Origin of the sequence: Rhodanobacter thiooxydans LCS2, from assembly GCF_000264375.1 — a bacterium.
In the GTDB taxonomy this organism is placed as follows: Bacteria; Pseudomonadota; Gammaproteobacteria; order Xanthomonadales; family Rhodanobacteraceae; genus Rhodanobacter; species Rhodanobacter thiooxydans.
Genome location: NZ_AJXW01000070.1, coordinates 1 through 24,769 on the forward strand (window position 1 = coordinate 1; position 24,769 = coordinate 24,769).

22 protein-coding genes and 1 pseudogene are annotated in these 24,769 nt (G+C 67.6%); 5 read left to right on the forward strand and 18 right to left on the reverse strand.

Translation table 11 applies throughout. The features are described 5' to 3' along the window. From UUA_RS13710 to hppD, 8 genes and pseudogenes are all read right to left on the reverse strand, one after another. Window positions 1-234 (reverse strand): annotated as a pseudogene (locus tag UUA_RS13710) (copper-containing nitrite reductase); the annotation flags it as partial. 127 nt (window positions 235-361) lie between these two features. After that, the gene (locus UUA_RS13715; protein ID WP_008437884.1) at window positions 362-1,612 is read right to left on the reverse strand and encodes an NnrS family protein; all 1,251 of its coding nucleotides are present in this window, start codon (window positions 1,610-1,612) and stop codon (window positions 362-364) included. Between the two features lie 98 nt (window positions 1,613-1,710). Beyond that, window positions 1,711-2,472, reverse strand: coding sequence for a helix-turn-helix domain-containing protein (locus UUA_RS13720; RefSeq protein ID WP_008437885.1), 762 nt, complete (start codon window positions 2,470-2,472; stop codon window positions 1,711-1,713). A 35-nt stretch (window positions 2,473-2,507) separates the two neighbouring features. Beyond that, window positions 2,508-3,908, reverse strand: a complete 1,401-nt coding sequence (gene hemN, locus UUA_RS13725) for an oxygen-independent coproporphyrinogen III oxidase (RefSeq protein WP_008437886.1) — start codon at window positions 3,906-3,908, stop codon at window positions 2,508-2,510. Between the two features lie 95 nt (window positions 3,909-4,003). Further along, window positions 4,004-4,990, reverse strand: a complete 987-nt coding sequence (locus tag UUA_RS13730) for a fumarylacetoacetate hydrolase family protein (RefSeq protein WP_008437887.1) — start codon at window positions 4,988-4,990, stop codon at window positions 4,004-4,006. Between the two features lie 37 nt (window positions 4,991-5,027). Continuing rightward, the gene (gene hmgA, locus UUA_RS13735; RefSeq protein ID WP_008437888.1) at window positions 5,028-6,320 is read right to left on the reverse strand and encodes a homogentisate 1,2-dioxygenase; all 1,293 of its coding nucleotides are present in this window, start codon (window positions 6,318-6,320) and stop codon (window positions 5,028-5,030) included. Window positions 6,321-6,464: 144 nt separating this feature from the next. Continuing rightward, the gene (locus UUA_RS13740) at window positions 6,465-6,764 is read right to left on the reverse strand and encodes a GIY-YIG nuclease family protein (RefSeq protein ID WP_008437889.1); all 300 of its coding nucleotides are present in this window, start codon (window positions 6,762-6,764) and stop codon (window positions 6,465-6,467) included. Window positions 6,765-6,906: 142 nt separating this feature from the next. Continuing rightward, on the reverse strand, window positions 6,907-7,968 hold the full coding sequence (gene hppD / locus UUA_RS13745; RefSeq protein ID WP_008437890.1) for a 4-hydroxyphenylpyruvate dioxygenase: 1,062 nt from the start codon (window positions 7,966-7,968) through the stop codon (window positions 6,907-6,909). A gap of 134 nt (window positions 7,969-8,102) precedes the next feature. On the opposite strand from hppD, the gene UUA_RS13750 reads away from it, so the two are divergent. After that, window positions 8,103-8,573, forward strand: coding sequence for a MarR family winged helix-turn-helix transcriptional regulator (locus UUA_RS13750; protein ID WP_008437891.1), 471 nt, complete (start codon window positions 8,103-8,105; stop codon window positions 8,571-8,573). Window positions 8,574-8,661: 88 nt separating this feature from the next. Here UUA_RS13750 and acnA read toward each other — a convergent pair whose 3' ends face one another. The 7 genes from acnA to UUA_RS13785 all read right to left on the reverse strand — a co-directional run bounded on the left by acnA (window position 8,662) and on the right by UUA_RS13785 (window position 17,697). Continuing rightward, the gene (acnA, locus tag UUA_RS13755; protein WP_008437892.1) at window positions 8,662-11,484 is read right to left on the reverse strand and encodes an aconitate hydratase; all 2,823 of its coding nucleotides are present in this window, start codon (window positions 11,482-11,484) and stop codon (window positions 8,662-8,664) included. Between the two features lie 77 nt (window positions 11,485-11,561). Continuing rightward, complete coding sequence (gene sdhD, locus UUA_RS13760; RefSeq protein ID WP_008437893.1) at window positions 11,562-11,984, reverse strand: succinate dehydrogenase, hydrophobic membrane anchor protein; 423 nt, start codon at window positions 11,982-11,984, stop codon at window positions 11,562-11,564. A 4-nt stretch (window positions 11,985-11,988) separates the two neighbouring features. Then, window positions 11,989-12,381 (reverse strand): succinate dehydrogenase, cytochrome b556 subunit, encoded by a 393-nt coding sequence (sdhC, locus tag UUA_RS13765; protein ID WP_008437894.1) that lies wholly within the window; start codon window positions 12,379-12,381, stop codon window positions 11,989-11,991. A gap of 3 nt (window positions 12,382-12,384) precedes the next feature. After that, the gene (locus UUA_RS13770) at window positions 12,385-13,119 is read right to left on the reverse strand and encodes a succinate dehydrogenase iron-sulfur subunit (RefSeq protein ID WP_268793795.1); all 735 of its coding nucleotides are present in this window, start codon (window positions 13,117-13,119) and stop codon (window positions 12,385-12,387) included. Window positions 13,120-13,561: 442 nt separating this feature from the next. After that, complete coding sequence (locus tag UUA_RS13775) at window positions 13,562-15,073, reverse strand: peptide MFS transporter (RefSeq protein ID WP_008437896.1); 1,512 nt, start codon at window positions 15,071-15,073, stop codon at window positions 13,562-13,564. Window positions 15,074-15,244: 171 nt separating this feature from the next. Then, the gene (locus UUA_RS13780; RefSeq protein ID WP_008437897.1) at window positions 15,245-16,753 is read right to left on the reverse strand and encodes a peptide MFS transporter; all 1,509 of its coding nucleotides are present in this window, start codon (window positions 16,751-16,753) and stop codon (window positions 15,245-15,247) included. Window positions 16,754-16,848: 95 nt separating this feature from the next. Further along, window positions 16,849-17,697: a tryptophan 2,3-dioxygenase gene (locus UUA_RS13785; RefSeq protein ID WP_008437898.1), complete on the reverse strand. Its 849-nt coding sequence runs from the start codon at window positions 17,695-17,697 to the stop codon at window positions 16,849-16,851. 361 nt (window positions 17,698-18,058) lie between these two features. On the opposite strand from UUA_RS13785, the gene pdhA reads away from it, so the two are divergent. The 3 genes from pdhA to UUA_RS13800 all read left to right on the forward strand — a co-directional run bounded on the left by pdhA (window position 18,059) and on the right by UUA_RS13800 (window position 21,628). After that, on the forward strand, window positions 18,059-19,144 hold the full coding sequence (gene pdhA / locus UUA_RS13790; RefSeq protein ID WP_008437899.1) for a pyruvate dehydrogenase (acetyl-transferring) E1 component subunit alpha: 1,086 nt from the start codon (window positions 18,059-18,061) through the stop codon (window positions 19,142-19,144). Between the two features lie 3 nt (window positions 19,145-19,147). After that, window positions 19,148-20,128, forward strand: a complete 981-nt coding sequence (locus tag UUA_RS13795; protein WP_008437900.1) for an alpha-ketoacid dehydrogenase subunit beta — start codon at window positions 19,148-19,150, stop codon at window positions 20,126-20,128. A gap of 117 nt (window positions 20,129-20,245) precedes the next feature. Next, window positions 20,246-21,628 carry a dihydrolipoamide acetyltransferase family protein gene (locus tag UUA_RS13800; RefSeq protein ID WP_008437914.1) on the forward strand — a complete coding sequence of 461 codons (1,383 nt, stop codon included), beginning with the start codon at window positions 20,246-20,248 and terminating at the stop codon, window positions 21,626-21,628. Between the two features lie 157 nt (window positions 21,629-21,785). Here the strand turns inward: UUA_RS13800 and UUA_RS13805 are convergent, their stop codons facing one another. Together UUA_RS13805 and UUA_RS13810 are read right to left on the reverse strand one after the other, a co-directional pair. Beyond that, window positions 21,786-22,427, reverse strand: coding sequence for a DUF6348 family protein (locus tag UUA_RS13805; RefSeq protein ID WP_039954101.1), 642 nt, complete (start codon window positions 22,425-22,427; stop codon window positions 21,786-21,788). Window positions 22,428-22,429: 2 nt separating this feature from the next. Beyond that, window positions 22,430-22,948, reverse strand: a complete 519-nt coding sequence (locus UUA_RS13810; RefSeq protein ID WP_008437926.1) for a M48 metallopeptidase family protein — start codon at window positions 22,946-22,948, stop codon at window positions 22,430-22,432. A 58-nt stretch (window positions 22,949-23,006) separates the two neighbouring features. Here UUA_RS13810 and UUA_RS13815 point away from each other — a divergent pair, with 58 nt between their 5' ends. Continuing rightward, a complete protein-coding gene (locus UUA_RS13815) occupies window positions 23,007-23,390 on the forward strand; it encodes a VOC family protein (protein ID WP_008437927.1) in 384 nt (127 codons plus the stop codon). Window positions 23,391-23,447: 57 nt separating this feature from the next. On the opposite strand, the gene UUA_RS13820 is transcribed toward UUA_RS13815, so the two are convergent. Continuing rightward, window positions 23,448-24,680 (reverse strand): MgtC/SapB family protein, encoded by a 1,233-nt coding sequence (locus UUA_RS13820; protein ID WP_008437928.1) that lies wholly within the window; start codon window positions 24,678-24,680, stop codon window positions 23,448-23,450. Window positions 24,681-24,769: the final 89 nt, after the last annotated feature.

The window sequence follows — 24,769 nt, forward strand, 5'->3', positions numbered from 1 at the left end:
CACCTTCGCCGGGTAGTTGCGATGGATCGGCGGCGGTACGTGCGGCGGGCTGGTCAGCACCGCCTTGATCGGCTCGCCCTGCGGCGGACCGAAGTCACCGCGGATGGTGTGCTCGGCCGGGGCGTTGGCGATCGGGGTGGCATCCGTCTTGGCCGCGGCCTGCGGCTTGCCGGAGCAGGCCGCCAGCGTCAGGAACGCGGCGGCAGCGACGACGAGGAGCGGTGAACGTGACATGGGCGGCCTCCGTGGATTCCTGCACATCCTAGCCTAGGCAAGCGCCCGATTGTGCTACTGACCTGAGTCAATCCGGAGTCCGCTGGAACCGCACTGCGTCACCCTGCCGCGGCCCGCACCACGCCCCTCAACCCGGCTTGCCGTCTGCCCGCGGGGTCAGGTAGATCCATGCCGAGCGCAACACCCACGGCAGGAACGCCAGCAGCCAGCCGTAGGCGGCGATCACCAGCCACAGGTAGACGTCGCCGCCCAGCTCGGCACGGATGCGCAGCAGCGCCACCACCTGCAGCAGGGCGAAGCACAGCCAGGCCACGGCGCCCATCTGCAGCGGCCGGCCGGAATGGCCCTGGGTCACCCGGGTCACCATGGCCACCAGCATCGAGCCGAAGAAGCCGATGCCCAGCGCATGCAGCGGCGCGCGGCCGAGGATCAGATGCCCGCTGGTCGCGTACGCCACGTCCTGCACCGCGTAGAGCACGAACGCCACCGGCAGCCATGCGAACGCCAGGTGCAGCACAGCCAGGATGCCCGGGTGCATGGCTTTCCACGGCTGCCAGGTCAGCGAGTGCCACGCAAACACCAGCGCCAGCGGCACATCGACCAGCCACAGCCAACCCAGCGCGCCGCGCCATTCCAGCAGCAGGTGCGCCAGCAGCAGCACCCACACCACCGGCATGCTCCAGTCCGGGCGGATCACCTTGTAGCCCTTCACCATGTTACCGGTGAAGAACGGAAGCATGCGGTGCATCACCGTGAAATAGATTGGCAGCAGCAGGCCGTAAGTGCCCAGCTTGATCGCCAGCAGCGCGCACTCCGCCGGTGCGCCGAACAGGTAGGCCAGGAACACCGCCAGCCCCAGGCAGCCCAGGCTCAACGCCATCAGGCAGGAACGCGCATGGCCCTTGCGCTCGGCCACCGACGCACGCAGCACCCCGCCCAGCGTCCACACGCCAATCAGGTAGCCGGCCAGCATCATGGCGACGCCGAGCTTCAACAGCCACGGCAGGTCGAGCAGGCCGACGTTCGCCAGCACGTAGCCGCCGAACACGCCGCCGGCCACCGGCAGGTAACGCGTCTTCGGCAGGTCCGGCCGCCCCAGCCAGCGCGGGAACGTGGTCATCAGGAAGCCGAACATGAACAGCGGGAACAGGCCGTACTGGATCAGCATGGCGTGCGCCCAACCGGGCGGTATCGACGGCTGCGGCCAGCCGGCCAGGCCGAAGCGCATCCAGGTCAGCTCCACCGCCCACCAGGTCATGCTGAGCAACACCGCGACGGTGCCGGCCAGAAACAGCGGCCGATGCGGCGCGGAAGCCAGCAGCGCCGTCAGCTGCGCCGGTGCGACCGCTTCCGCCGCGGGAGATCGTGATTCAGCCATGCCGATGCCAACTCGAACGAGAATGATTCACCATGGTGGCAGGTTAACACCCGCGCGGACACTGATCTGGGTCAGCCACGCGGAGCGCCTCGCGGCGCTCACTCCGGCAGCAGCGCCTGCCCGATCTCGCGCAGCTTCTTCGGATTCAGCAGCTCCAGCTCGCGCCCCTCGATCTCGATCAACCGCTGGCTGCGGAAGCGGCTGAGCACCCGGCTGACGGTTTCCGCGGCCAGGCGCAGGTAGTTGGCGATGTCGCCGCGCGACATGCTGAGGTGGAAGCGGGTGGCGGAGAAGCCGCGCACGGCATAGCGGCCGGCCAGGTCCATCAGGAACGCGGCAACGCGCTCGTCGGCGCTGTGGTCGCCGGCGAGCAGGCTGGCGGTACCCAGCTCCTTGCTCAGCATGCGGAACAGGTGCTGCTGCACGGCAGGAATGCGCGAGGCCAGCGCGCTCATCGCGGGGAACGAGAAGCGGCAGAAGTAGGCGGTATCCAGTGCCACCGCGTCGCAGGGGAAATGCTCGGGGTAGATCGCGTTGAGGCCGATCACCTCGCCGGGCAGGTAGAAGCCCAGCACCTGCTCGCGGCCTTCCTTGTCGACCATGCGGGTCTTCACCGTACCCGCCCGCACGGCGAAGATCGCGCGGAACGGATCGCCGGTGCGGAAGATGTGCTCGCCGGCGCGGAACGGACCGACGTGCTCGACCAGGCACTGCAGCTCGGCCAGTTCCGGCTTGTCGTAGCCGGCCGCAATGCACGCGCTGGAGAACGCGCAGGTGCCGCAGAAGCGCGTCTCGTCGCCGTCGTCGGCAATCGGGCTGGGCGGCTCGGGCAGACGACCTGCCAGGGACTTGGATTGCATGATGGTGATGGGCTGCCGGGTTGGGGCTGCGTGGATCAGATCACGCGCGAGTAGCGTGGGGCCTGTGCCGCGTCGTCCAGGTAGGCGTCGAAGCACATGGCGATGATACGCAACAGCAGCCGTCCCCGCGAGGTGACCCGGATCTCGCGTGGATTTTCCGTGACCAGCCCGTCCTCGACCAGCGGCACCAGGCGCTGCCGCTCGCGTGCGAAGTATTCGTCGAACAGCAGCCGGTGGCGCGCGCCGAACGCCTGCTTGTCCACGCTACCGTGGCACATCAGTTCGTTGATCAGTTCACGCCGGATCAGGTCGTCCTCGTCCAGCTGCAGCCCGCGCATCAGCGGCAGGCGGCCGGCGTCCAGCGCCGCGTAGTAGCCGATCAGGTCGCGCGCGTTCTGGCTGTAGCTGTCGCCGATGCGGCCGATCGCGCTGACGCCGAGACCCACGATGTCGCAGTCGCCGTGCGTCGAATAGCCCTGGAAGTTGCGTTGCAGCGTGCCGGCACGCTGCGCCAGCACCAGCTCGTCGCTGGCCTTGGCGAAATGGTCCATGCCGATGTAGACGTAGCCGGCCGCCGACAGGTGCTCCAGCGCGCGGCCGAACAGCGCCAGCCGGGTGGCCGCGTCGGGCAGATCGGCGGCGTCGATCTGCCGCTGCGCCTTGAACATCTCCGGCAGGTGCGCATAGCCGTACACCGCCACCCGGTCCGGGTTCAGCGCTACCACCTGGTCCAGCGTGCGGCTGAACCCGTCCACGCTCTGGAACGGCAGGCCGTAGATCAGGTCGACGCTGGCCGAGCGGAAACCCGAGGTCCGCGCCGCCTCGATCACCTCACGGGTCTGCTCGAAGCTCTGGATCCGGTTCACCGCCTTCTGCACCACTGGATCGAAATCCTGGATGCCCACCGAGATGCGATTGAAGCCCAGCTCGCCCATGGCGCGGATGTAGGCGGCGTCGGCGAAGCGTGGGTCGATCTCGATGCCGTACTCGCGATCCGCCGTGTGGCTGAAGCTGAAATGCCGCGCCAGCGACTCCAGCAGCTCACCCATGTGCGCGGTGTCGAGGAAGTTCGGCGTGCCACCGCCGAAATGCAGCTGGCGCACCGGGCGGTCGCGGTCGAACAGCGGCGCGATCAGCTCGATCTCGCGGTACAGCCGTTCCAGGTAACGGTCGGCCTGGGTTACGTCGCGGGTAATCACCCGGTTGCAGCCGCAATAGAAGCACGGGCTCATGCAGAACGGCACGTGCACGTACACCGACAGCGGGCGCGGAATCGGCTCCTCGTTGGAAGCGCGGATCACCGCGCGCAGGGCCGCCTCGTCGAACTCGGCCTTGAACTGCGGCGCGGTCGGGTAGCTGGTATAGCGCGGCCCCGCCACGTCGTAGCGGGCAATCAGCGCCGGATCGAATTCGGGAGGAACGATGGGAATGGCCATGCTGGCGAGTCTGTCGGTGGGCCAGCCAGCATGCCTTGATCCGGGTCAATTCGCACGCCGGTCGCGGCGACCTGCCGCAGCGCCGGCGGCGTGCCTCAGCGCCGGTACGCTTCGATCCGCTGCTCGATGGCACCGAAGACCGAGGCGCCGGCGGCGTCGGTGACGTCGATCTTCAGGCGGTCGCCGAAGTTCAGGAACGGCGTGCTCGGCTGGCCGTCGCGCAGGGTTTCCACCGTGCGCTGCTCGGCCAGGCAGGAAGCGCCCTTGCCGGTGTCCTGGTTGGCGATGGTGCCGGAACCGACGATGGTGCCGGCGGTGAGCGGGCGGGTTTTCGCCACGTGTGCCACCAGTTCGGCGAACGAGAACTGCATGTCCACGCCGCATTCGGCCTCGCCGAACCAGGCGCCGTTCAGCCAGGTGCGCATCGGCAGGTGCAGCTTGTCGCCGGCCCACGCCTCGCCCAGCTCGTCCGGTGTCGCCAGCACCGGCGACAGCGCCGAGCGCGGCTTGCTCTGCAGGAAGCCGAAGCCTTTGGCCAGCTCACCCGGGATCAGCCCGCGCAAGCTGACGTCGTTGACCAGCCCGACCAGCTGGATGTGTTCGGACGCCTGCACCGGCGTGACCGCCATCGGCACGTCGTCGGTGACCACCACCACCTCGGCCTCCAGGTCGATGCCGTAGTCCTCGCTGGGCACCACCACCGGGTCGCGCGGGCCGAGGAAGCCGGCGCTGGTGGCCTGGTACATCAGCGGGTCGGTGTAGAACGAGGCCGGCACCTCGGCGCCGCGCGCCTTGCGCACGCGCTCCACGTGCGGCAGGTAGGCCGAACCGTCGACGAACTCGTAGGCGCGCGGCAGTGGCGCGGCCAGCGCGGCGAGGTCCAGCGCGAACGCGCCAGGCGCGGCGCCGGCGTTCAGAGCGTCGGACAGCGCGTTCAGGCGCGGCGCCGCATTCGACCAGTCTTCCAGTGCCGCCTGCAGCGTCGACGCGATGCCATCCGCCTTCGCCGCGCGGGAAAGGTCGCGGCTGACCACCACCAGCGTGCCGTCGCGGCCGCCTTCCTTGAGAGATCCGAGTTTCATCGTGCTGCCTTGTGTCAGATGCGTGGATGAGTCGCCGTCACGGCGCGAAGTGCTTGCCGATATCCTGCCAGCATCGGTAGTAGTCGCGCTGCAGCTGCGGCGCGTCCAGCGCCTGCCGGGTGGGGCGGATCACCTTGCGCGTCTCGAACATGAAGGCCATGGTGCCGCCGATCACGTCGGGCTTCGAGAGGTCCGCGGCCGAGGCCTTCTCGAAGGTGGCCGCGTCCGGGCCGTGACCGATCATGCAGTTGTGCAGCGAGCCGCCACCCGGCACGAAACCCTCGGCCTTGGCGTCGTACACGCCGGTGATCAGGCCCATGAACTCGCTGGCCACGTTGCGGTGGAACCACGGCGGCCGGAACGTATGCTCCGCCACCAGCCAGCGCGGCGGGAAGATCGCGAAATCCACGTTCGCCGTGCCGGGCGTGTCGCTGGCCGAGGTCAGCACGGTGAAGATCGACGGATCGGGATGGTCGACGCTGATCGAACCGATCGCGTTGAAGCGGCGCAGGTCGTACTTGTACGGCGCGTAGTTGCCGTGCCAGGCCACCACGTCCAGCGGCGAGTGGCCGATCGCGGCCGTCCACAGCGCGCCCTGGAATTTCGCCACCAGCTCGAACGTGCCTTCGACGTCCTCGAACACCGCCACCGGGGTGAGGAAGTCGCGTGCGTTGGCCAGGCAATTCGAGCCGATCGGGCCCAGCTCCGGCAGGCGCAGCAGCGCGCCAAAGTTCTCGCAGACATAGCCGCGCGCCTCGCCGTCGGGCAGCTCCACGCGGAAGCGCACGCCACGCGGAATCACCGCGATCTCCTGCGGCTCCAGCTCGATCACGCCCAGCTCGGTGGCCAAATGCAGCCGGCCCTGCTGCGGCACGATCAGCAGCTCGCCGTCGGCGTCGTAGAAGAAGCGCCGCTGCATCGAGCGGTTGGCCGCATACAAGTGGATGCCGATGCCGGCCTGCTCGGCCGGGCCGCCGTTGCCGGCAATCGTCACCAGGCCGTCGAGGAAGTCGGTGGGCGCCGCGGGCAGCGCCAGCGGATCCCAGCGCAGCGGGTTCGGCGTGGCCGGCGCCTCGTCGAAGCGGTTGTGGAAGCTGGTGTGCGCCAGCGGCGCGAAGGGCTCGTGCACCGCCGCCGGACGGATGCGGTACAGCCAGCTGCGCCGGTTCTGGTGCCGCGGCGCGGTGAACGCAGTGCCGGACAACTGCTCGGCGTACAGGCCGTGCGCCACGCGCTGCGGCGAGTTCTGGCCCTGCGGCAAGGTGCCGGGAATGGCCTCGCTGGCGAATTCGTTGGCGAAACCGGATTGGTAGTGCGGTGACAGATTCACTGCGGATGCTCCGAATTTTCGATACGGTTTGCCCTTCGACTCCGACCCTTCGGGCCTACGCTCAGGGAGATCGGTTCAGGAAACCCATCCCACCACACCGTTCACGCTGAGCGTAGCTTGCGCAGCAAGCGGAGTCGAAGCGCCTCAAGACGAGCGTTGATGCTGATGTCTGCCCTTGGACAAGTCGCCGATCGCCTTCCAATCACCCGCCATGTACGCCAGTTTCTTCGCTCGACTGCAGCCTTTCAGCTTGCGCTCCATGGTCAGGGCTTCGTAACGCGTTTCAAAACCTTCCGTGTGAAGCAATTTCAACGGGCGACGGGTCGAGGTGTAGACGCAGCCCCTGCCTTCGTCATGCTGCGCCAGCCGCTTGCCCAGATCGTCGGTATGGCCGATGTAGAAGCTGCCGTCGGCGCATTCGAGGATGTAGAGGGTGAATTCCATTTTGCCGGCTTCCCTGCCGGAGACTTGATCGACGGCCCTTCGACTTCGGCCCTTCGGGCCTACGCTCAGGGTGAACGGATTTCACCTGAACCGTTCACCCTGAGCGTAGCTGCGGAGTCGAAGGGCGCGCAGATCTTCGGATTTACAGCACCCCGCGCTTGATCTGGTCGCGCTCGATGCTCTCGAACAACGCCTGGAAGTTACCCTCGCCGAAGCCTTCGTTGCCCTTGCGCTGGATGATCTCGAAGAAGATCGGGCCGATCGCGTTCTGGGTGAAGATCTGCAGCAGCAGGCGCTTCTTCGTCTCCTGGTCGGCGTCGATCAGGATCTTGTTCCTGGCCAGACGCGGCACGTCCTCGCCATGGTTCGGGATGCGCAGGTCCACCACCTCGAAATAGGTGTCCGGCGTGTCGAGGAATTCCACGCCGGCCGCGCGCATCGCCTCCACCGTGGCGTAGATGTCGTCGGTGAAGCAGGCGATGTGCTGGATGCCCTCGCCGTGGTAGGCGTCGAGGTACTCGTTGATCTGGCTCTTCGGGTCGTTCGACTCGTTCAGCGGGATGCGCACGATGCCGTCCGGTGCGGTCATCGCCTTGGACACCAGGCCGGTCTTGGCGCCCTTGATGTCGAAGTAGCGGATCTCGCGGAAGTTGAACAGCTTCTCGTAGTAGTCCGACCACTGCTGCATGTTGCCGAAATGCAGGTTGTGGGTGAGGTGGTCGATGAAGGTGAGACCGTAGCCCTTCGGGTTCGGGTCAGCACCGGGGATCGGCGCGTAGTCGGCGGCGTAGGCGTCGCCCGCTCGCGGCACCAGGTACAGCATGCAGTCGCCGATGCCCTTGACCACCGGCACCTCGAGCGCGCGACTGTCCGGCTTGTGCGTGACCGCCTCGCCGCCGTTGGCCAGCACCGCCGCCTCGACGTCGGCCACTGGCCTGCTGAAACGGATCGCGAAGCCGCAGGCGCTGGGGCCGTGTTTCGCGGCGAAATCGGCAGCGAACGAATCGGGATCCTCGTTGACCAGCAGGTTCACTCCGTTCTGCCGGTAGACGGTGATCGCGCGGGTCTTGTGCTTCAGCACGGCACTGAAACCCATCCGCTTGAACAGCGCGTGCAACTCGGGGGCGCGGCCGGCCGGGGCGGCGAACTCGACGAACTCGAAGCCGTCGATACCCATCGGATTCTCGAACGTGGTGACCTGCATGCCGGGGTTGGGCTGGGCGTTCATGGCGCTCTCCTCTGAGTCGGTGCACGATGGCTGCACGCAAGCGTGCCACCCGCAAGATTGGCCTTGCGTTATAGTTTCATTTGAAACCATTTGCAAGGATCACTGCCGCAATGCCCGCCAAGCACAAGCCCGCCCCTGCCACGGCCGAGCATGCCCCGCTGCAACTGGAACACTTCCTGCCGTACCGGCTGTCGATCCTGTCCAACACGGTCAGCCAGGCGATCGCCGACGACTACCAGAGCCGTTTCGACCTCCCGGTGACCGAATGGCGGGTGATGGCGGTGCTGGGGCGCTACGCGGGCCTGTCCGCGCGCGAGGTGGCCGAGCGCACCGCGATGGACAAGGTGGCGGTGAGCCGCGCGCTGGCGCGGCTGGTCGAGGCCGGCCGGGTCGATCGCGCGGTACACGACAACGACAAGCGTCGCTCGGTACTCAGCCTCACCGACGCTGGCTGGGCCGTGCACAACGAAGTGGCGCCGATGGCGCGCGCGCGCGAGCGCGAGGTGCTGGCGAAACTCGACGCGGAGGAGCGGGCCTGGCTGACCCGGATTCTGGACAAGCTGCTGGCCAATGGCGGCTGACAACCGACGCTGGCGTCGCCCGGGGCGCCCTGCAGACAACCCGGTCAGCCGCCGCCCGGCCAGCCTGCCGGGCGAGGGCATGGGCGGCTCACGTCGTGGCGGAAGCCGGCGCGGCATCCAGCAGCTGACGCAGCATGTACGGCAGGATACCGCCGTGACGGTAATAGGCCGCCTCGGCAGGCGTGTCGATGCGCACGATGGTGTCGAACACGTGTTCCTTGCCCTGCGCGTCGGTGGCTTTCACGCGCACACTGTGCGGCAGCGCCTCGCGGCCGGCCAGGCCGGCGATCTCGAAGGTCTCCTCGCCGGACAGGCCCAGCGTGTCCGCATTCTGGCCCTCCTGGAACTGCAGCGGCAGCACGCCCATGCCGATCAGGTTGGAGCGGTGGATACGTTCGTAAGACTGCGCGATCACCGCCCGCACACCGAGCAGCGCGGTGCCTTTCGCCGCCCAGTCGCGCGACGAACCGGAGCCGTATTCCTTGCCGGCCAGGATCACCAGCGGCGTGCCGGCGGCAAGGTAGTTGACCGAGGCGTCGAAGATCGTGCTCACCGGGGCGCCCGGCCGGGTGAAGTCGCGGGTGAAGCCACCTTCGGTGCCCGGCGCCAGCTGATTGCGCAGGCGGATATTGGCGAAGGTGCCGCGGATCATCACCTCGTGGTTGCCGCGGCGCGAGCCGTAGGAATTGAAATACTTGCGCTCCACGCCGTGCTCGGTGAGGTACTTGCCCGCCGGTGAATCGAGTTTGATCGCACCGGCCGGACTGATGTGGTCGGTGGTCACCGAATCACCTAGCCGGGCCAGCACGCGCGCGCCGCGGATGTCGGTCAACGGCGCCGGCTCGCGCCCCACGCCGTCGAAATACGGCGGCTGGCGCACATAGGTGGAATCGGCATCCCACTGGAAGGCGTTCCCCCCGGGCACCTTGAGGCTGCGCCAGTTGTCGTCGCCGGCGAATACGTCGGCATAGCCCTTGGCGAACATGTCGGCCTTCACGCAGGCGTCGATGACATCCTGGATCTCGCGGTTCGAGGGCCAGATGTCGCGCAGGTACACCGGCTTGCCGTCACTGCCGGTGCCCAGCGGGTCCTTGAGCAGGTTGGTGTGCATCGTGCCCACCAGCGCATAGGCCACCACCAGCAGCGGCGAGGCCAGGAAGTTCATCTGCGACTGCGGGTGGATGCGCCCTTCGAAATTGCGGTTGCCCGAGAGTACCGAGCACACGTTGAGGTCGTGCTCGGCCACCGCCGCGGCGACTTCGGGAATCAACGGGCCGGAGTTGCCGATGCAGGTGGTGCAGCCGTAGCCGACCAGGTTGAAGCCAAGCCGGTCCAGGTACGGCGTGAGTCCGGCCCGGTCGTAGTAATCCGTGACCACGCGCGAACCCGGCGCCAGCGAGGTCTTGACCCAGGGTTTGCGGCTCAGGCCCTTCTCGACCGCGCGTTTGGCCAGCAGGCCGGCACCGATCATCACTAGCGGATTGGAGGTGTTGGTGCACGAGGTGATGGCGGCGATGACCACGTGTCCGTTGTCCAGTCGGGCGCTGCCGCCGCTGGCCATGGCGATCTCCACCGGCGCGTGCGGCCAGTCGTGACCGATGTCGCAATGGCCGGGGGCATGCGGCGCATCGCTGGCGCTGCCACGTACGATCGACACCGGGTCGCTGGCGGGAAACGATTCGTCGATGGCCTCGTCCAGACGGCCAAGGATCGCCTTCTCGTAGGGCTGCCCGCCGAGCAGCGCGCCGACGGCACCGGGCGCAATCCGTACCGGGATGCGGTCCTGCGGCCGCTTGGGCCCGGCAATGGAAGGCTCCAGCGTGCCCAGATCCAGCTCAAGGGTCTGCGAGTATTCGGCTTCGTGATCGGGGTCATGCCACAGGCCTTGCGCCTTGGCGTAAGCCTCGACCAGGCGCACCTGATGTTCGGGGCGACCGGTCAGGCGCAGGTAGGCGAGGGTTTCGTCGTCGATCGGGAAGATCGCGCAGGTGGCGCCGTATTCCGGGCTCATGTTGCCCAGCGTGGCGCGGTTGGCCAGCGGGATGCGGGCCACGCCCGGCCCGTAGAAATCGACAAATTTGCCGACCACGCCGGTCTTGCGCAGCAACTCGGCGACGGTCAGCACCAGGTCGGTGGCGGTGGTGCCGGGCGGGAACTCGCCGGTCAGCTTGATGCCGACCACCTGCGGAATCAGCATGCTCATCGGCTGTCCCAGCATGGCCGCCTCGGCCTCGATGCCGCCCACGCCCCAGCCCAGCACGCCCAGTCCGTTGACCATCGGCGTGTGTGAGTCGGTACCGACCAGCGTATCGGGGTAGGCCAGCATGCCGTCCGGTCCCTCGCGGGTGAACACCACGCGCGACAGGTACTCCAGGTTGACCTGGTGGCAGATGCCGGTATCCGGCGGCACCACCTTGAAATTGTCGAACGCGTGCTGCGCCCAGCGCAGCATCTGGTAGCGCTCCACGTTGCGCTCGAACTCAAGCTGCGCATTGATGGAAAAGGCGTCGCTCTGGCCGAACGCATCGACGATGACGGAGTGATCGATCACCAGCTCGCTGGGTACCAGCGGGTTGATCTGCTGCGGATCGCCACCCAGCGCGATGATCGCGTCGCGCATCGCCACCAGGTCCACCACGCACGGCACGCCGGTGAAATCCTGCATCAGCACGCGCGCCGGCGTGTACTGCACTTCCTGCTGCCCGGTGGCCCGGGGCTGCCAGTCCGCCAGCGACTGGATCTGTTCGCGGGTGACCAGGTGGCCATCCTCGTTGCGCAACAGGTTTTCCAGCAGCACCTTGAGGCTGTAGGGCAGCCGGTGCGCGGTCTTGATCCGATCGAGCCGGTAAATCTGATAACGGGTCCCGTCGACCGTCAACGTGTCGCGCGTGCCGAAGCTGTCGCTGCTCATGAAAATCTCCTCGTCGAGTCTGGAACATGCCGCCCGTCCGTTCGCCTGTCCGGCGATCAACGGTGGCGCGGGGGCGGTTATCGAAACGCCAGGTACAAGCTGGTGAACACGCCGATCGCCATCAGCGCCACGCAGACCAGATCGACCGCGGCCAGGGCCGCGAATTTCACGCGGTCGGCGTGCACGTAATCCTCCACGATCACGCGCAGGCCCAGCTTCATGTGCCAGAACAGCGCCACCAGCAGCACGGCCATAGTCACGGCTACCGCAGGCCGGCCCAGCCAGAGCGCCACCGCCTGATGACCACCGCGGGCATGGGCAAGCAACGACACCACCAACCACAACAACAGCGGCACCAGCGCCACCGCGGTCATCCGCTGCAGCCACCAGTGGTGTGCGCCGGACTTGGCCGAACCCAGGCCGATGGCGCGATACAGCGCCGAGGCCCGGGCAGAAGCCGGGTTGCGGTTGAGCGGGTCACGTCGGTGCCATTCGGACATTTGCCTATTCCCCACCCGCCAGACCGAGCGTCCAGGTAAGCAGGGTCAGAATCACGCTGACCGCCACCACCGTCCAGCCGGAGCGATAGATGCTGCCCAGCTCGAAGCCGAAATCCAGGTCCCAGGCCAGGTGCCGGATGCCGTTGCACAGGTGGTAGAACAACGCGAAGATCCAGCCCAGCAGCAACAGCATGCCGACCCACGAATGCAGCCAGCGATCGGCCATGGCATAGGCGTCGCCACCATCCGCCACCGCGACCAGCCACGCCACCAGCAACACGCTGCCCACGCTGAGCAGCACGCCGGTGATGCGGTGCAGGATCGACAGCACCGAGGTCAACTGCGGCCTGTAGATCTGGATGTCCGGGGAGCGCGGACGAAGTCTGGTCGTGGCCATCGCTCAACTGCGCCGCTGCTGGATCATCAGCTTGACCTCGGCAATTTTCTTGCCGGGGTTGAGCCCCTTGGGGCAGGTGCGCGTGCAATTGAGGATGGTGTGGCAGCGGTACAGCTTGAACGGATCTTCCAGCTCGTCCAGCCGTTCGCCGGTGGCTTCGTCTCGGCTGTCCACCAGCCAGCGGTGGGCCTGCAGCAGCACCGCCGGCCCAAGGAAGCGATCGCCGTTCCACCAGTGGCTGGGGCAACCGGAGGTACAGCAGAAACACAGGATGCACTCGTAATCCCCGTCCAGCCGCTTGCGCTCCTCCGGCGACTGCAGACGCTCGCGCGTCGGGGCCGGCGTCTTGCTGCGCAACCACGGCTTGATCGAGGTGTACTGGGCCAGGGCGTGGGTCTGGTCGCCGACCAGGTCCTTGACCACGTCCATGTTGTTGAGCGGGTACACCGTGGCCGGCTCGTTGATTTCGTCGAGCGAGCGGATGCACGCCAGCCAGTTGCTGCCATCGATGTTCATCGCACACGAGCCGCACACGCCCTCGCGACACGAACGGCGAAACGTCAGCGTGGGATCTATCTCGTTCTTGATCTTGATCAGCGCGTCCAGCAGCATCGGCCCGCACTTGTCGCGGTCGATGGCATAGGTATCGATGCGTGGATTGCGCCCCGAATCAGGGTCGTAGCGGTACACCTGCAGGTGCTGCACCCGGGTGGCGCCTTCCGGTTCGGGCCAGGTCACGCCCGCTTCGATGCGCGAGGCGGGGGATGCGCCCGAGTTGCGGGATACCGGGAACCGTTTGGGGTTGCGCCAGCGTGAGACCTGCTTCGAGCTCTTGATCAACACCGGCACCCCCACTGCAATAAAGTGGCCCGGCGGGTTGTGCCAGAAGCGTCTCCCGCGCGGGAATCGACCTGATCAATGACGACTCGCCGCTGACACAAACCAGCCCGGGCGACGATGCCTTCGCGAGGATACTGGTAGAGAAAGTGTGAAACGCTGGTAAAGGTACGCTGCAGCGCGCCCGCCTCCCGGCACGGATGCGATACGGTCGCGGCCCGCGCCGTGATCACGATTCGAACCGTCTCGCACCGGCAGCAGCAGGGCACGACCAGATTCCCTCGCCCAAAGTTTCATGCAACCGAGCCGCACTGGCGGCGGACGGGCTCCGTTCCCGCGCGGCTCAGCGCACCCCGTGCATCAGCCGGTTGATCAGCGGCGAGATCGCCAGCAGCAGTGCGCCTGAGCCGAGCAGCACCCAGAGACAGAAACTGAAGCCGGACAGCGCCGAGGCCACCGTCATGCCGTGCGTGCCGCTGATCGAACGCGCCACCAGGCCGGAGAAGTCGCCGCCCGCGGCCAGCGAGAGGAACCAGCCGCCCATCGCCAGGCCCACGAAGCGCGGCGGCGCCAGCTTGGTCACCATCGACAGCCCGATCGGCGACAGGCACAGCTCGCCCAGCGTCTGCATCACGTAGCACAGCACCAGCGGCCAGAACGGGATCAGTCCGGTCGGGCCGAGCAACTCCTTCAGCGCATACACCAGCACCACGAAACCCAGCCCGTTGAAAATCAGGCCGAAGCCGAACTTGCGCGGGATCGACGGCTCGGCATGGCGTCGCGCGAACATGCCCCACACCAGCGTCAACAGCGGCGCGAACACCAGGATCGCCAGCGGCGTCACCGACTGGAACCAGCCGACCGGGAAGATCCAGCCGCCGAACATCTCGCGATCCACCCAGTTCTCGGCCAGGAAGTTCAGCGAGGTGCCGAACTGGAAATAGAAGGTCCAGAACACCACGCTGAAGCCGAACACGATCAGCATGGCGATCACGCGGTGCAGCTGCACGCGATCGTGGCGCCGCGCCTCGATGATCAGCGCCGCCGCCACACCGATGAACAGCGCGCCGAGCAACCACTGCAGGCCGTCGGCGCCGACATAGGCGAGCAGCGCGTAGATCAGCGGCACCGCCAGCGCCGCGCCAATCAGCACCCACAGCACGCGCAGGCGGTTTTCCATGCCCGGCAGCGGACGGCCCACGCCCTTGAGCCCACGGCGGCCGAACCAGAACCACAGGAAGCTCAGCAGCATGCCCACGCCGGCGGCGGCGAACACCACGCGGTAGTTCTGCTGCATCGGCGTGTCGGTAAAGGTGGCGGCCAGCCAGCCGGTGAGCAGCGGCGCCACAAACGCGCCGGCGTTGATGCCCATGTAGAACAGGGTGAAGCCGCGGTCGCGGCGCGGATCGTCGCGACCGTAGAGCTGGCCGACCATGGTGGAGATGTTCGGCTTGAACAGGCCGTCGCCGGCGATCACCAGCGCCAGCCCCAGCATCATCAGCGGCTTGCTCGGCAGCAGCAGGGTGAACAGGCCGGCCGCCATCACTGCCGCGCCGAGCAGGATCGAGCGCTGGTAGCCGATCACCCGGTCGGCCACGTAGCCGCCGAAGATCGAGGCGGCGTAGATCAGCGCGGTGTAGGCGCCGTAGATGCCGGCCGCCCAGCCCTGCCCGGCCGGATCGCCATGGAAGAACTGCGCCACGATGTACAGCACCAGCGCCCAGCTCACGCTGTAGTAGGCAAAGCGCTCCCAGAACTCCGTCATGAACAGCATCCACAGCGGGCGCGGATGGCCGAGCAGCTGCGGGTAGTCGGGCGTGGTCACGCTATCGCCGGCGGTGCTGGTCTGGCTCATGCAATCCCCTCGTCGGCATGCGTCAGGCAGCCGCAAGCGCCCAGATGTAACCGGGCGCTTGGCATGGCGTCAATGTTTGTGAGGCGGGGAATAGGGAGTAGGGAATCGGGAATAGATAAGAAGCGAAGCGTCGCGCTGCTCTTCCGATTCCCTGTTCCCTACTCCCGGCCCTCAGCGCACCCCATGCATCAGCTTGTTGATCAGCGGCGCAACCAGGAACAGCACGATGCCGCCGCCGAGCAGGATCCAGAAGCCCATGGTGTAGCCGGACAATGCCGAATCCACGGTCATGCCGGTCTCGCCGCTGACGTGGCCGGCGAACAGGCCGGCGAGGTTGTTGCCGATCGCGGTGGACAGGAACCAGCCGCCCATGCCCAGTCCGACCAGCCGCACCGGCGCCAGCTTGGTCACCATCGACAGGCCGATCGGCGACAGGCACAGCTCGCCGGCGGTCTGCAGCACGTAGCACAGCACCAGCGTCCACAGCGGGATCATGCCGTCCTGGCCAACCAGCGCCGACAGCGCATACATCAGCACCGCGAAGCCCAGCGCGTTGCCGATCAGGCCCAGGCCGAACTTGCGCGGGATCGAAGGCTCGGCGCCGCGCTTGTCCAGCCAGCCCCAGGCCAGCGAGATCAGCGGCGCCAGCAGCACGATCGCCACCGGGTTGACCGACTGGAACCAGCCGATCGGGAATTCCCAGCCGCCGAGGTTGCGGTCGACGATATGTTGCGCCAGGAAGTTGAACGAGCTGCCAGCCTGCTCGAAGAACATCCAGAACAGCACGTTGAAGGTGAAGATGATCAGCATCGCGATCACCCGCTGGATCTGCACGCGGCCGGTACGGATCGCCTCGACCACCAGCATCACGCCCACGCCCAGGAACAGCACGCTCAGCAGCCACTGGATCGCCACCGCGCCGGCCTTGTCCATCAGCAGGTAGACCAGCGGGATCGCCGCCAGCACGCCGAGCACCACGTACACCACGCGCATGCGGCTGGCCTGCTCCGGCGCCGGGCGGCCGACCGGGCCGAGCTGGCGGCGGCCGAACCAGAACCACACCAGGCTGATCAGCATGCCCACGCCGGAGGCGGCGAACACCACGTGGTAGTTGTGGTGGCCGGGCGTGCCGAACACCTTGTTGGCGAGGATGCTGGTCAGCACCGGCGCGATCAGCGCGCCGGCGTTGATGCCCATGTAGAACAGGGTGAAGCCGCGGTCGCGGCGCGAGTCGCCCTGCGCGTAAAGCTGGCCCACCATCGAGGAGATGTTCGGCTTGAACAGGCCGTTGCCCACGATGATGGTGGCCAGGCCGAGCATGAACACCGCGTGGTGCGGCACCATCACCATGAACAGGCCGGCCGCCATCACCACCGCGCCGAGCAGGATCGAGCGCTGGTAGCCGAGGATCTTGTCGGCCACGTAGCCGCCGAATACCGCGGTGGCGTAGACCAGCGCCAGGTACGCGCCGTAGGTGCGGCTGGCGTCCGCCTGGCCGGCGTCGTTGCCCTCGTAGAACTGCGCCACGATGTACAGCGTGAGCGCCCAGCGCATGCCGTAGAACGCAAAGCGCTCCCAGAACTCCGACATGAACAGCATCCACAGCGGGCGCGGGTGGCCCAGCAGCTGCGGATAGTCGGGTACCGGCCTGGCGTCGCCGGGAAGTGTGGTGTTGCCCATGCCTGTCCCCTGGGGTCTGTCGATCGAAAAATCTTGCGAACGGGCAGATGTAACCGCAGGCCGCGCATCCGTCAAATGCGCTGCAGCACGCGTCGCTAGCTGCCCAGCACCGTGCGCACCTCGATCAGCTCGGGGAAGAAGGTGAGGTCCAGCGCCTTCTTCAGGAAGCCCACGCCGGAGGAGCCGCCGGTGCCGCGGCGGAAGCCGATGATGCGCTCCACCGCCTTCATGTGGCGGAAGCGCCACAGCTGGAAGCTCTCCTCGATGTCCACCAGCGTCTCGCACAGATGGAACTCGGCCCAGTGCTGCTCCGGCGCCTCGTAGATCGCGCGCAGCACCGGCAGCAGCGCCTCGCTGTGCTGCCACGGCTGGCTGACGTCGCGCGCAAGCAGCTCCTGCGGCACCGCATGGCCGCGCCGCGCCAGCCAGCGCAGCGTCTCGTCGTAGACGCCCGGCGCGTGCAGCGTGTCGCGCAGGCCTTGCTGGATCGCCGGATCGTGCTCGAACACCGTCAGCATGTCGGCGTTCTTGTTGCCCAGCAGGAACTCCACCGTGCGGTATTGCGCGCTCTGGAAACCCGACGACGGTCCCAGCGCATCGCGGAAGGCCAGGTACTCATGCGGCGTCATTGTCTCCAGCACCGCCCACTGCTCGAACAGCTGGCGCTGGATCTGCTTCACCCGCGCCAGCACCTTCAGCGCCTGGTCGGCATGGTCCTCGCGCAGCAGCGCCAGCGCGGCGCGCAATTCGTGGATCAACAGCTTCAGCCACAGCTCGGCCACGTGGTGCTGCACGATGAACAGCATCTCGTCGTGGTAAGGCGGGTCGGATACCGGCCGCTGCGCGGACAGCAGCGTCTCCAGCTGCAGATAGCTCGCATAGGTCATGCGCCCGGAAAGGTCGCGCTCGATGCCTGCCTCGAGCTCGCGCTGGTTGTCCGTCATGGTGCTCCCCGCACGGTGGAAACGTGCATGGTAGCGGCTGCGCACCCAGCGGGTCCTGATCCGGGGCAAGCACCCGCGATCCGGGCCGCCCGCAGGCGTGCGCCGGATTGCTGATCCAGGGCAGGGCCGATGCGTCCGATCGTCGCTACCTTGCCCCGGCCGGAAAGGTCGGCGTGGCGCGGACCGACGGCGCTGCGCCGGCCCGCGACAGCCCGCCCGTACGCCCACGCATGCTGCGCTGTGCCTTGCAGTGCAACATCCCTGCCTGCTATCAAGCGCGGTCTTGTGCGGTCGTTTGTGCCTCGTGCGTCGGAGCCATGCCACCGCCAGCCATCTTCTTCTCCCACCCCCGGAGCGAGTCGTGACCATCGCCGCCAAGTTTGAAATCGAATACCTGCAATACCTCGATGCCGAGGGCAAGCAGGTCCGTGATGATCTGCCCGAGTTCGCGAAAGACCTCGGCCACATGGTCGAGCTGTACAAGCTGATGCTGTCCACCCGCGTGTTCGACGCCAAGTCGATCGCGCTGCAGCGCACCGGCAAGCTGGGCACCTATGCCAGCTGCCTCGGCCACGAGGCCGCGCATGTGGGCATCGGCAGCGCGATGCGGCCGGAAGACGTGTACGCACCGAGCTATCGCGAATACGGCGCCCAGCTCTATCGCGGCGTGCAGCCGCGCGAGGTGTACATGTACTGGGGCGGCGACGAGCGCGGCAACGACTACCAGAAGGAACCGGCACGCCACGACTTCGCCTGGAGCGTGCCGATCGCCACGCAGTGCCTGCACGCGGCCGGCTCGGCGCTGGCGTTCAAGATCCGCGGCGAGAAGCGCGTGGCGGTGGCCACCATCGGCGACGGCGGCTCGTCCAAGGGCGACTTCTACGGCGCCATCAACATGGCCGGCGCGCGCGAGCTGCCGCTGGTGATCGCCATCGTCAACAACCAGTGGGCGATCTCGGTACCGCGCAAGATCCAGTCCGGCGCGCAGACGCTGGCCCAGAAAGGCATCGCGGCGGGCCTCTACTCGATCCAGGTGGACGGCAACGACATCATCGCCGTGCGCAAGGCGATGGAAGACGCGCTGGAGCGCGCGCGCAACGGCCAGGGCGGCAGCGTGCTGGAACTGGTCACCTATCGTCTCGGCGACCACACCACCGCCGACGACGCGCGCCGCTACCGCGGCAAGGACGAAGTCGACGAAGCCTGGGCCAAGGAACCGATGAAGCGCCTGAAGCACTGGCTGGTGGCCAAGGGCGTGTGGGACGACGCCAAGGAAGAAGCCTGGAAGGCCGAGTGCGACGACTGGATGGACAACGAGGTGAACGCCTACCTCGAAACGAAGACTCAGCCGGTCACGGCGATGTTCGACTACATCTTCGCCGAAGTCCCCGCCGATCTCGCGAAACAGCGCGACTACGTCCTCTCGCTTGAAAACAAGGCCCACTGAGTCATGGCACAGATCACTCTCATCGAAGCGGTTACCCAGGCGCTCGCCTACGAAATGGCGCACGACCCGAGCGTCGTGGTGCTGGGCGAGGACGTGGGCGTCAACGGCGGCGTGTTCCGCGCCACGCAAGGTTTGCAGGAAAAATTCGGCGAATGGCGCGTGATCGACACGCCGCTGGACGAAATGACCATCGCCGGCGTCACCGTGGGCATGGCCGTGCAGGGCATGAAGCCGGTGGCCGAGGCGCAGTTCGAAGGCTTCATCTACCCGATGATGGAGCACATCGCCTGCCACGCCGCGCGCATGCGCAACCGCACCCGCGGCCGCCTCACCGTGCCGGCCGTGTGGCGCGCGCCGTGGGGCGGCGGCATCCGCGCGCCGGAACATCATTCGGAAGCGAACGAGCACCTGTTCACCAACATCCCCGGCCTGCGCGTGGTGCTGCCGTCCTCGCCGGCGCGCGCCTACGGCCTGCTGCTGGCCGCGATCCGCGATCCCGACCCGGTGATCTTCTTCGAGCCCAAGCGCATCTACCGACAGTACAAGGAAGAGGTGCCGGACGACGGCGAGGCGCTGCCGCTGGACGTGTGCTTCGTGCTGCGCGACGGCACCGACGTCACCATCGTCAGCTGGGGCGCACAGGTGAAGGAAGCGCTGGAAGCGGCCGATGCGCTGGCCGCCGAAGGCATCAGCGCCGAGGTGATCGACGTGGCCACGCTGACCCCGCTGGACTTCGACACCATCGCCGAGTCGGTACAGAAGACCGGCCGCTGCGTGATCGTGCACGAAGCGCCGAAGACCGCCGGCTTCGGCGCCGAGATCGCCGCGCGCGTCGCCGAGGAATGCCTGTACGACCTGCTCGCCCCGGTCGAGCGTGTCACCGGCTTCGACACGCACATCCCGCTGTTCCGCCTGGAAATGAAGTACCTGCCGAGCGTGGAACGCGTCGTCGACGCGGCCAAGCGCACGCTGGCAGCGTCATAATCGGCGCAGAAACGCCGCGTAGGGCGGGCACTGCCCGCCGCACTACCGCACGTGGCCACGCAAGACCTGAGCAAAAGCCGGCGGGCAGTGCCCGCCCTACCATACGGATCCGACCTCATGGCTGATATCAAGACGTTCTACCTCCCCGACCTCGGCGAAGGCCTGCCCGATGCGACCGTGGTCGAGTGGCACGTGAAGGTGGGCGACAACATCAAGCTCGATGCCCCACTGTGTTCGATGGAAACCGCCAAGGCGGTGGTCGACGTGCCCTCGCCGTACACCGGCAAGGTCATCAAGCTGTACGGCGCGCCCGGCGACATCATCGAGACCGGCGCCGCGCTGGCCGATTTCGAGCCCGATCCGAACGCGAAGCAGCGCGCCGAGGCCGAAGCCACCGGCCACCACCACGGCCCGAAGAAAAGTGTCGGCAGCCCCGCACCGGAGGATGGCCAGAAGGTGGTCGCCTCCGACGAGGGTGGTGAAGTCGAGACCGGCGGCAAGGACCGCGAGGACGAAGGCACCGTGGTCGGCGCCATGGTCAGCGGCAATACCGTGCACGTCGAGCAGGCCGCCAGCATCGGCGGCGTGAAGGCGGTACCGGCGGTGCGCGCGCTGGCGAAGAAGCTCAAGGTCGACCTGGCTCGCGTGCGCCCCAGTGGCGCCGACGGCGTGGTGACGATGAAGGACGTGAAGGACGCCGCCGCGAACGGCTCCGCGGCACTCGGCGCCGCCCCGGCGCGCGCTGTGCCCGCGTCCGCCGGTCGCCACCTGGCGCCCGAGCTGCCGCAGCCAGAGCCGCAGCGCGGCCCGGTCTCGCTCGCCGGCAAGCCGGTGCGCACCGCGTCGCCAGGCGTCAGCGCCAGCGGCCAGCCGGAACAGTTGAAGGGCGTGCGCCGCAATATGGCCCGCGTGATGGCCGACGCCCACGCTCAGGTGGTGCCGACCACGCTGGTGGACGACGCCGACCTGCACGCCTGGATCGGCAAGCAGGACATCACCGCGCGGCTGATCCGCGCCATCGTGTTCGCCTGCAAGACGGTGCCGGCGCTGAACGCCTGGTTCGACGGCAAGAACCTCACCCGCACGCTGCACCCGCAGGTGGACATTGGCATCGCGGTGGACACCGACGACGGCCTGTTCGTGCCGGCGCTGCGCAACGCCGACGTGCTCGACGCTGCCGGTATCCGCGCCGCGATCAAGCGTCTGCGCACGCAGGTGGAGGACCGCACGATTCCCGCCTCGGAACTGTCCGGCTACACCATCAGCCTCAGCAATTTCGGCATGTTCGCCGGCCGCTACGCGACGCCGGTGGTGGTGCCGCCGACCGTCGCCATCGTCGGCGCCGGCAAGCTCAGCCACGACGTGGTGGCGGTGATGGGCGGCATCGAAGTGCACCGGCGCATGCCGATCAGCCTGACCTTCGACCACCGCGCCGCCACCGGCGGTGAAGCCGCCCGCTTCCTGAAGGCGCTGCTGGACGATCTGTCGCTGCCGAACTGATCATCCACGATCCTGCGTTGAGCGAACGGGCGCCCATGCGCCCGTTCGCTTTTTCCAGCTTCGTAGGAGCCCGCTGGCGGGCGATGCTTTGAAAGCCGGGATTCGGGATTCGCAAGAGCAAAAGCATCGCCCGCCAGCGGGCCCCTATCCGACGGGATCAATAGTCACGCACATCCAGCAGCAGGAAACGGCGCGCGACGTAATCGCCGTCGTGCGGCCACGGCACGGCGGTCAGCGCCAGCGTCCCGGCCGTCCACGGTTCGTTGTCGAGCAGCGCTTCGCAGCGTGAATCGCCGTCCGCGGCATGGCGGTACACCAGCCGCAGCCAGTGCAACTCGGGCGTCAACGCCTCGCGCTTCAAGGCGGCCTCGACCGACGCCAGCGCCTCGGCCGGCATGCGCGCCGCCTCCGCGCCGCGTGCGCTGCTCGGGCCGATGAACACGTCCCAGGTGCGCACGCCGATCTCCCACGCGGCGATCCGCATGCGGCGTTCGTCGGTGACGTACCAGCACGCCGCCAGCAGCACGTGGAATACGTCGCGCTCGAACGTGCGCAACGCATCACGGCAACCGGCGTCGCCGCCATCGCCGGCGAAGCTCTCCTCGATGTAGCGCTCCTCGCTCAGCACCACGTCGACGTCGAGCCGGCCAGGCTCGCCGGCCGCGCCCTCGTGCCAGGCGGCGCGGATCGCGGGGAAATCGCCATCGGTGATCAGCCAGCCATCCTCATCCGCTTCCAGTTCGACGTCGTGGCGCTCGAACAACCGCAACAGGTATTTCTGCAACGCCGCGCTGTCCATCGTCATTCCCGCTGGTTCACGTTGATCGTCGGCGGCAATTCGCGCCAGGTCAGGTAGACGCGCAGGTCGAACTCCAGCTGGTGGTAGTCCGGCAACATGTGCGTGCACAGCTGGTAGAACGCCTTGTTGTGGTCCATCTCTTTCAGGTGCGCCAGTTCGTGCACCACGATCATCTGCAGGAACTCCGGCGCGGCGGCCTTGAACAGGCTGGCCACGCGGATCTCCTTTTTTGCCTTGAGCCGGCCGCCCTGCACGCGCGAAACCGCGGTGTGCAGGCCCAGCGCGTTGCGCAGCACGTCGAGCCTGGCGTCGTACAGCACCTTGTCGATGCCTGGCGCATTCCTCAGGTGCTGCTGCTTCAACGCGGCCACGTATGCGTACAGCGCCTTGTCGCTCTGCACGTCATGGCGCGCCGGATAACGCCTGGCCAGGTGCTCGCCCAGGCGCTCCTGCGCGATCAGCGCGCGCACCTTGTCCTGCAGCGTGGCGGGGTAAGCCTGGAGATACTTGAGCGGAACCATGCGGCTATTCTCGCACTGCGTCGCCGCAGGCGTGGCGTCATCCGACGGAGACACTCCCATGCACCACAGCCGACTCAGCACCATCGTCATCGACTGCCAGGTCGACGAGCTCGCACCGGCCGCCGATTTCTGGAGCCAGGCGCTGGGCAAGCCGATCGCCAGCGTCGACCAGGACGGCGACGGCAGGTACGCGGAGCTGCAGACCGCCGCGGACGAACCGATCATCCTGCTGCAGAAGGTGGACCACACCAGCCGCGTGCACCTGGACATCGAGACCGACGACCTCGACGCCGAGGTGGCACGGCTGGAGCAGCTCGGGGCACGCCGCATCGCGTTCGTGCGCGAGCGCTGGTGGGTGCTGGAGGCGCCCAGCGGGCATCGTTTCTGCGTGGTGCAACCGCAGCGCAAGGCCTTCGGGCCACACCTCAACCGCTGGGATTGACGCCTTGCCGCCGCGTGCGCGTGGCCCTCAAGATTCGCGGATAAAATCCACCGCTCCTCAGCCCAGCCACCAGCCCAGCCAAGTGGCTGCCAGCACCAGCGCCAGGCCCAGCAACACCGGTCGCGCGAAGTTGCGGCCGCCGTTCGCGCGGGCTATCACCGCCTTGGACACGCTGTTGCTGCTCAGCGCGATCAGGATCGGCAGCGCCGTGGCTGCTGGCTCGATCCTGCCCGTGGCGGCCAGCGCCGCCACGGATACCGCCGCCGCATGGGTGTCGGCGAAGCCGGCGACAGCCGTGGCGATAGCCAGCCCCCCGTCACCAAGCCAGGCGCGCATAGCGGCGGACACCACCAGTACCACGGCGATCATCAAGCCCAATCCGAGCGACGCCTTGACACTGAACACCACGCTGCCCTGCACCGGGTCCGGCGTGCTCAGGCGCAGGCCCCTCCATGTCCACAACGCACCGTAGAGCGCCGCAGTCACGCCGCCGCAGGCCAGCGGCACGGCGAGCACGCGCAGCGTCGCCAGGTCCGTGGCCGCGAGTACCGCCGCCATCTGCACGAAGGTGGCCACGGTCGACAGCACCGCCGCCGCGATCGCCGAGCGCCGCCGCGCCGGCTGGTCGCGCGCCTGCACCCCCATCACGCCGATGGTGGCCACGCTGGACACGAAGCCGGAGAGCAAGCCGGCCAGCGGCAGGCCGACGCGGCTGCCCACCAGCCGCAGCAGCGCATGGGCGGCGGCACCGATCGACATGATCAGGATCACGATCAGCCACAACGCACGCGGGTTGATCGCGTCGAACGGTCCGAGCGGGCGATCCGGCAGCAGCGGAAGCACCAGCAGCGTGGCGGCTGCCAGCATCAGCAGGTTGTTGAGCTCCTCCGCGGTCAGCACGCCGCGTACGAAGTGATGCATGGGCTCGCGCGCCGCCAGCAGGATGGTCAGCGCCACCGCCAGCCCGGCCGCCAGCGGCGGCTGATGGATGGCCATGGCGCCCAGCAGCAGGCAGAGCAGCAGGCTGACCTCGGTGGTCAGGCCGCGGTCGCCGCCGGCATCGCGCGCATAGGCAATCGCCAGCAGCCCCGCCACCGCCGCCAACGCCAGCAGCAGCGTCGCGGTACCGAAGCTCGCGCCGACCGCGCCCAGCAGCGCCACCACGGCGAAGGTGCGGATACCGGCGACCGCATCGCCATCGCCGCTCTTGCGCCGTTCGCGCTCGGCGCCGATCAACAGGCCGATACCCAACGCTACCGCAAAACCGGTCCAGGAAAAGTCGACACCCATGAAGCCATACCCGTGACGAGCCGCGGCCGCATTCCGGCCTCGACACGATCATGCCGGAGCACCCGCGGAAAGTCGCGCGGGCGCGACAA

Coding starts and splice junctions, on each gene's coding strand:
- UUA_RS13750 (WP_008437891.1), top strand. CDS start 8,103: ATGCCCGCCAAGCACAAGCCCGCCCCTGCCACGGCCGAGCATGCCCCG.
- UUA_RS13820 (WP_008437928.1), bottom strand. CDS start 24,680: ATGGGTGTCGACTTTTCCTGGACCGGTTTTGCGGTAGCGTTGGGTATC.
- sdhD (WP_008437893.1), bottom strand. CDS start 11,984: ATGTCCGAATGGCACCGACGTGACCCGCTCAACCGCAACCCGGCTTCT.
- UUA_RS13815 (WP_008437927.1), top strand. CDS start 23,007: ATGCACCACAGCCGACTCAGCACCATCGTCATCGACTGCCAGGTCGAC.
- UUA_RS13810 (WP_008437926.1), bottom strand. CDS start 22,948: ATGGTTCCGCTCAAGTATCTCCAGGCTTACCCCGCCACGCTGCAGGAC.
- UUA_RS13800 (WP_008437914.1), top strand. CDS start 20,246: ATGGCTGATATCAAGACGTTCTACCTCCCCGACCTCGGCGAAGGCCTG.
- UUA_RS13805 (WP_039954101.1), bottom strand. CDS start 22,427: ATGGACAGCGCGGCGTTGCAGAAATACCTGTTGCGGTTGTTCGAGCGC.
- acnA (WP_008437892.1), bottom strand. CDS start 11,484: ATGAGCAGCGACAGCTTCGGCACGCGCGACACGTTGACGGTCGACGGG.
- hppD (WP_008437890.1), bottom strand. CDS start 7,968: ATGCAGGTCACCACGTTCGAGAATCCGATGGGTATCGACGGCTTCGAG.
- hemN (WP_008437886.1), bottom strand. CDS start 3,908: ATGGCCATTCCCATCGTTCCTCCCGAATTCGATCCGGCGCTGATTGCC.
- UUA_RS13785 (WP_008437898.1), bottom strand. CDS start 17,697: ATGACGGACAACCAGCGCGAGCTCGAGGCAGGCATCGAGCGCGACCTT.
- UUA_RS13780 (WP_008437897.1), bottom strand. CDS start 16,753: ATGGGCAACACCACACTTCCCGGCGACGCCAGGCCGGTACCCGACTAT.
- UUA_RS13795 (WP_008437900.1), top strand. CDS start 19,148: ATGGCACAGATCACTCTCATCGAAGCGGTTACCCAGGCGCTCGCCTAC.
- sdhC (WP_008437894.1), bottom strand. CDS start 12,381: ATGGCCACGACCAGACTTCGTCCGCGCTCCCCGGACATCCAGATCTAC.
- UUA_RS13730 (WP_008437887.1), bottom strand. CDS start 4,990: ATGAAACTCGGATCTCTCAAGGAAGGCGGCCGCGACGGCACGCTGGTG.
- UUA_RS13720 (WP_008437885.1), bottom strand. CDS start 2,472: ATGCAATCCAAGTCCCTGGCAGGTCGTCTGCCCGAGCCGCCCAGCCCG.
- UUA_RS13775 (WP_008437896.1), bottom strand. CDS start 15,073: ATGAGCCAGACCAGCACCGCCGGCGATAGCGTGACCACGCCCGACTAC.
- UUA_RS13740 (WP_008437889.1), bottom strand. CDS start 6,764: ATGGAATTCACCCTCTACATCCTCGAATGCGCCGACGGCAGCTTCTAC.
- UUA_RS13715 (WP_008437884.1), bottom strand. CDS start 1,612: ATGGCTGAATCACGATCTCCCGCGGCGGAAGCGGTCGCACCGGCGCAG.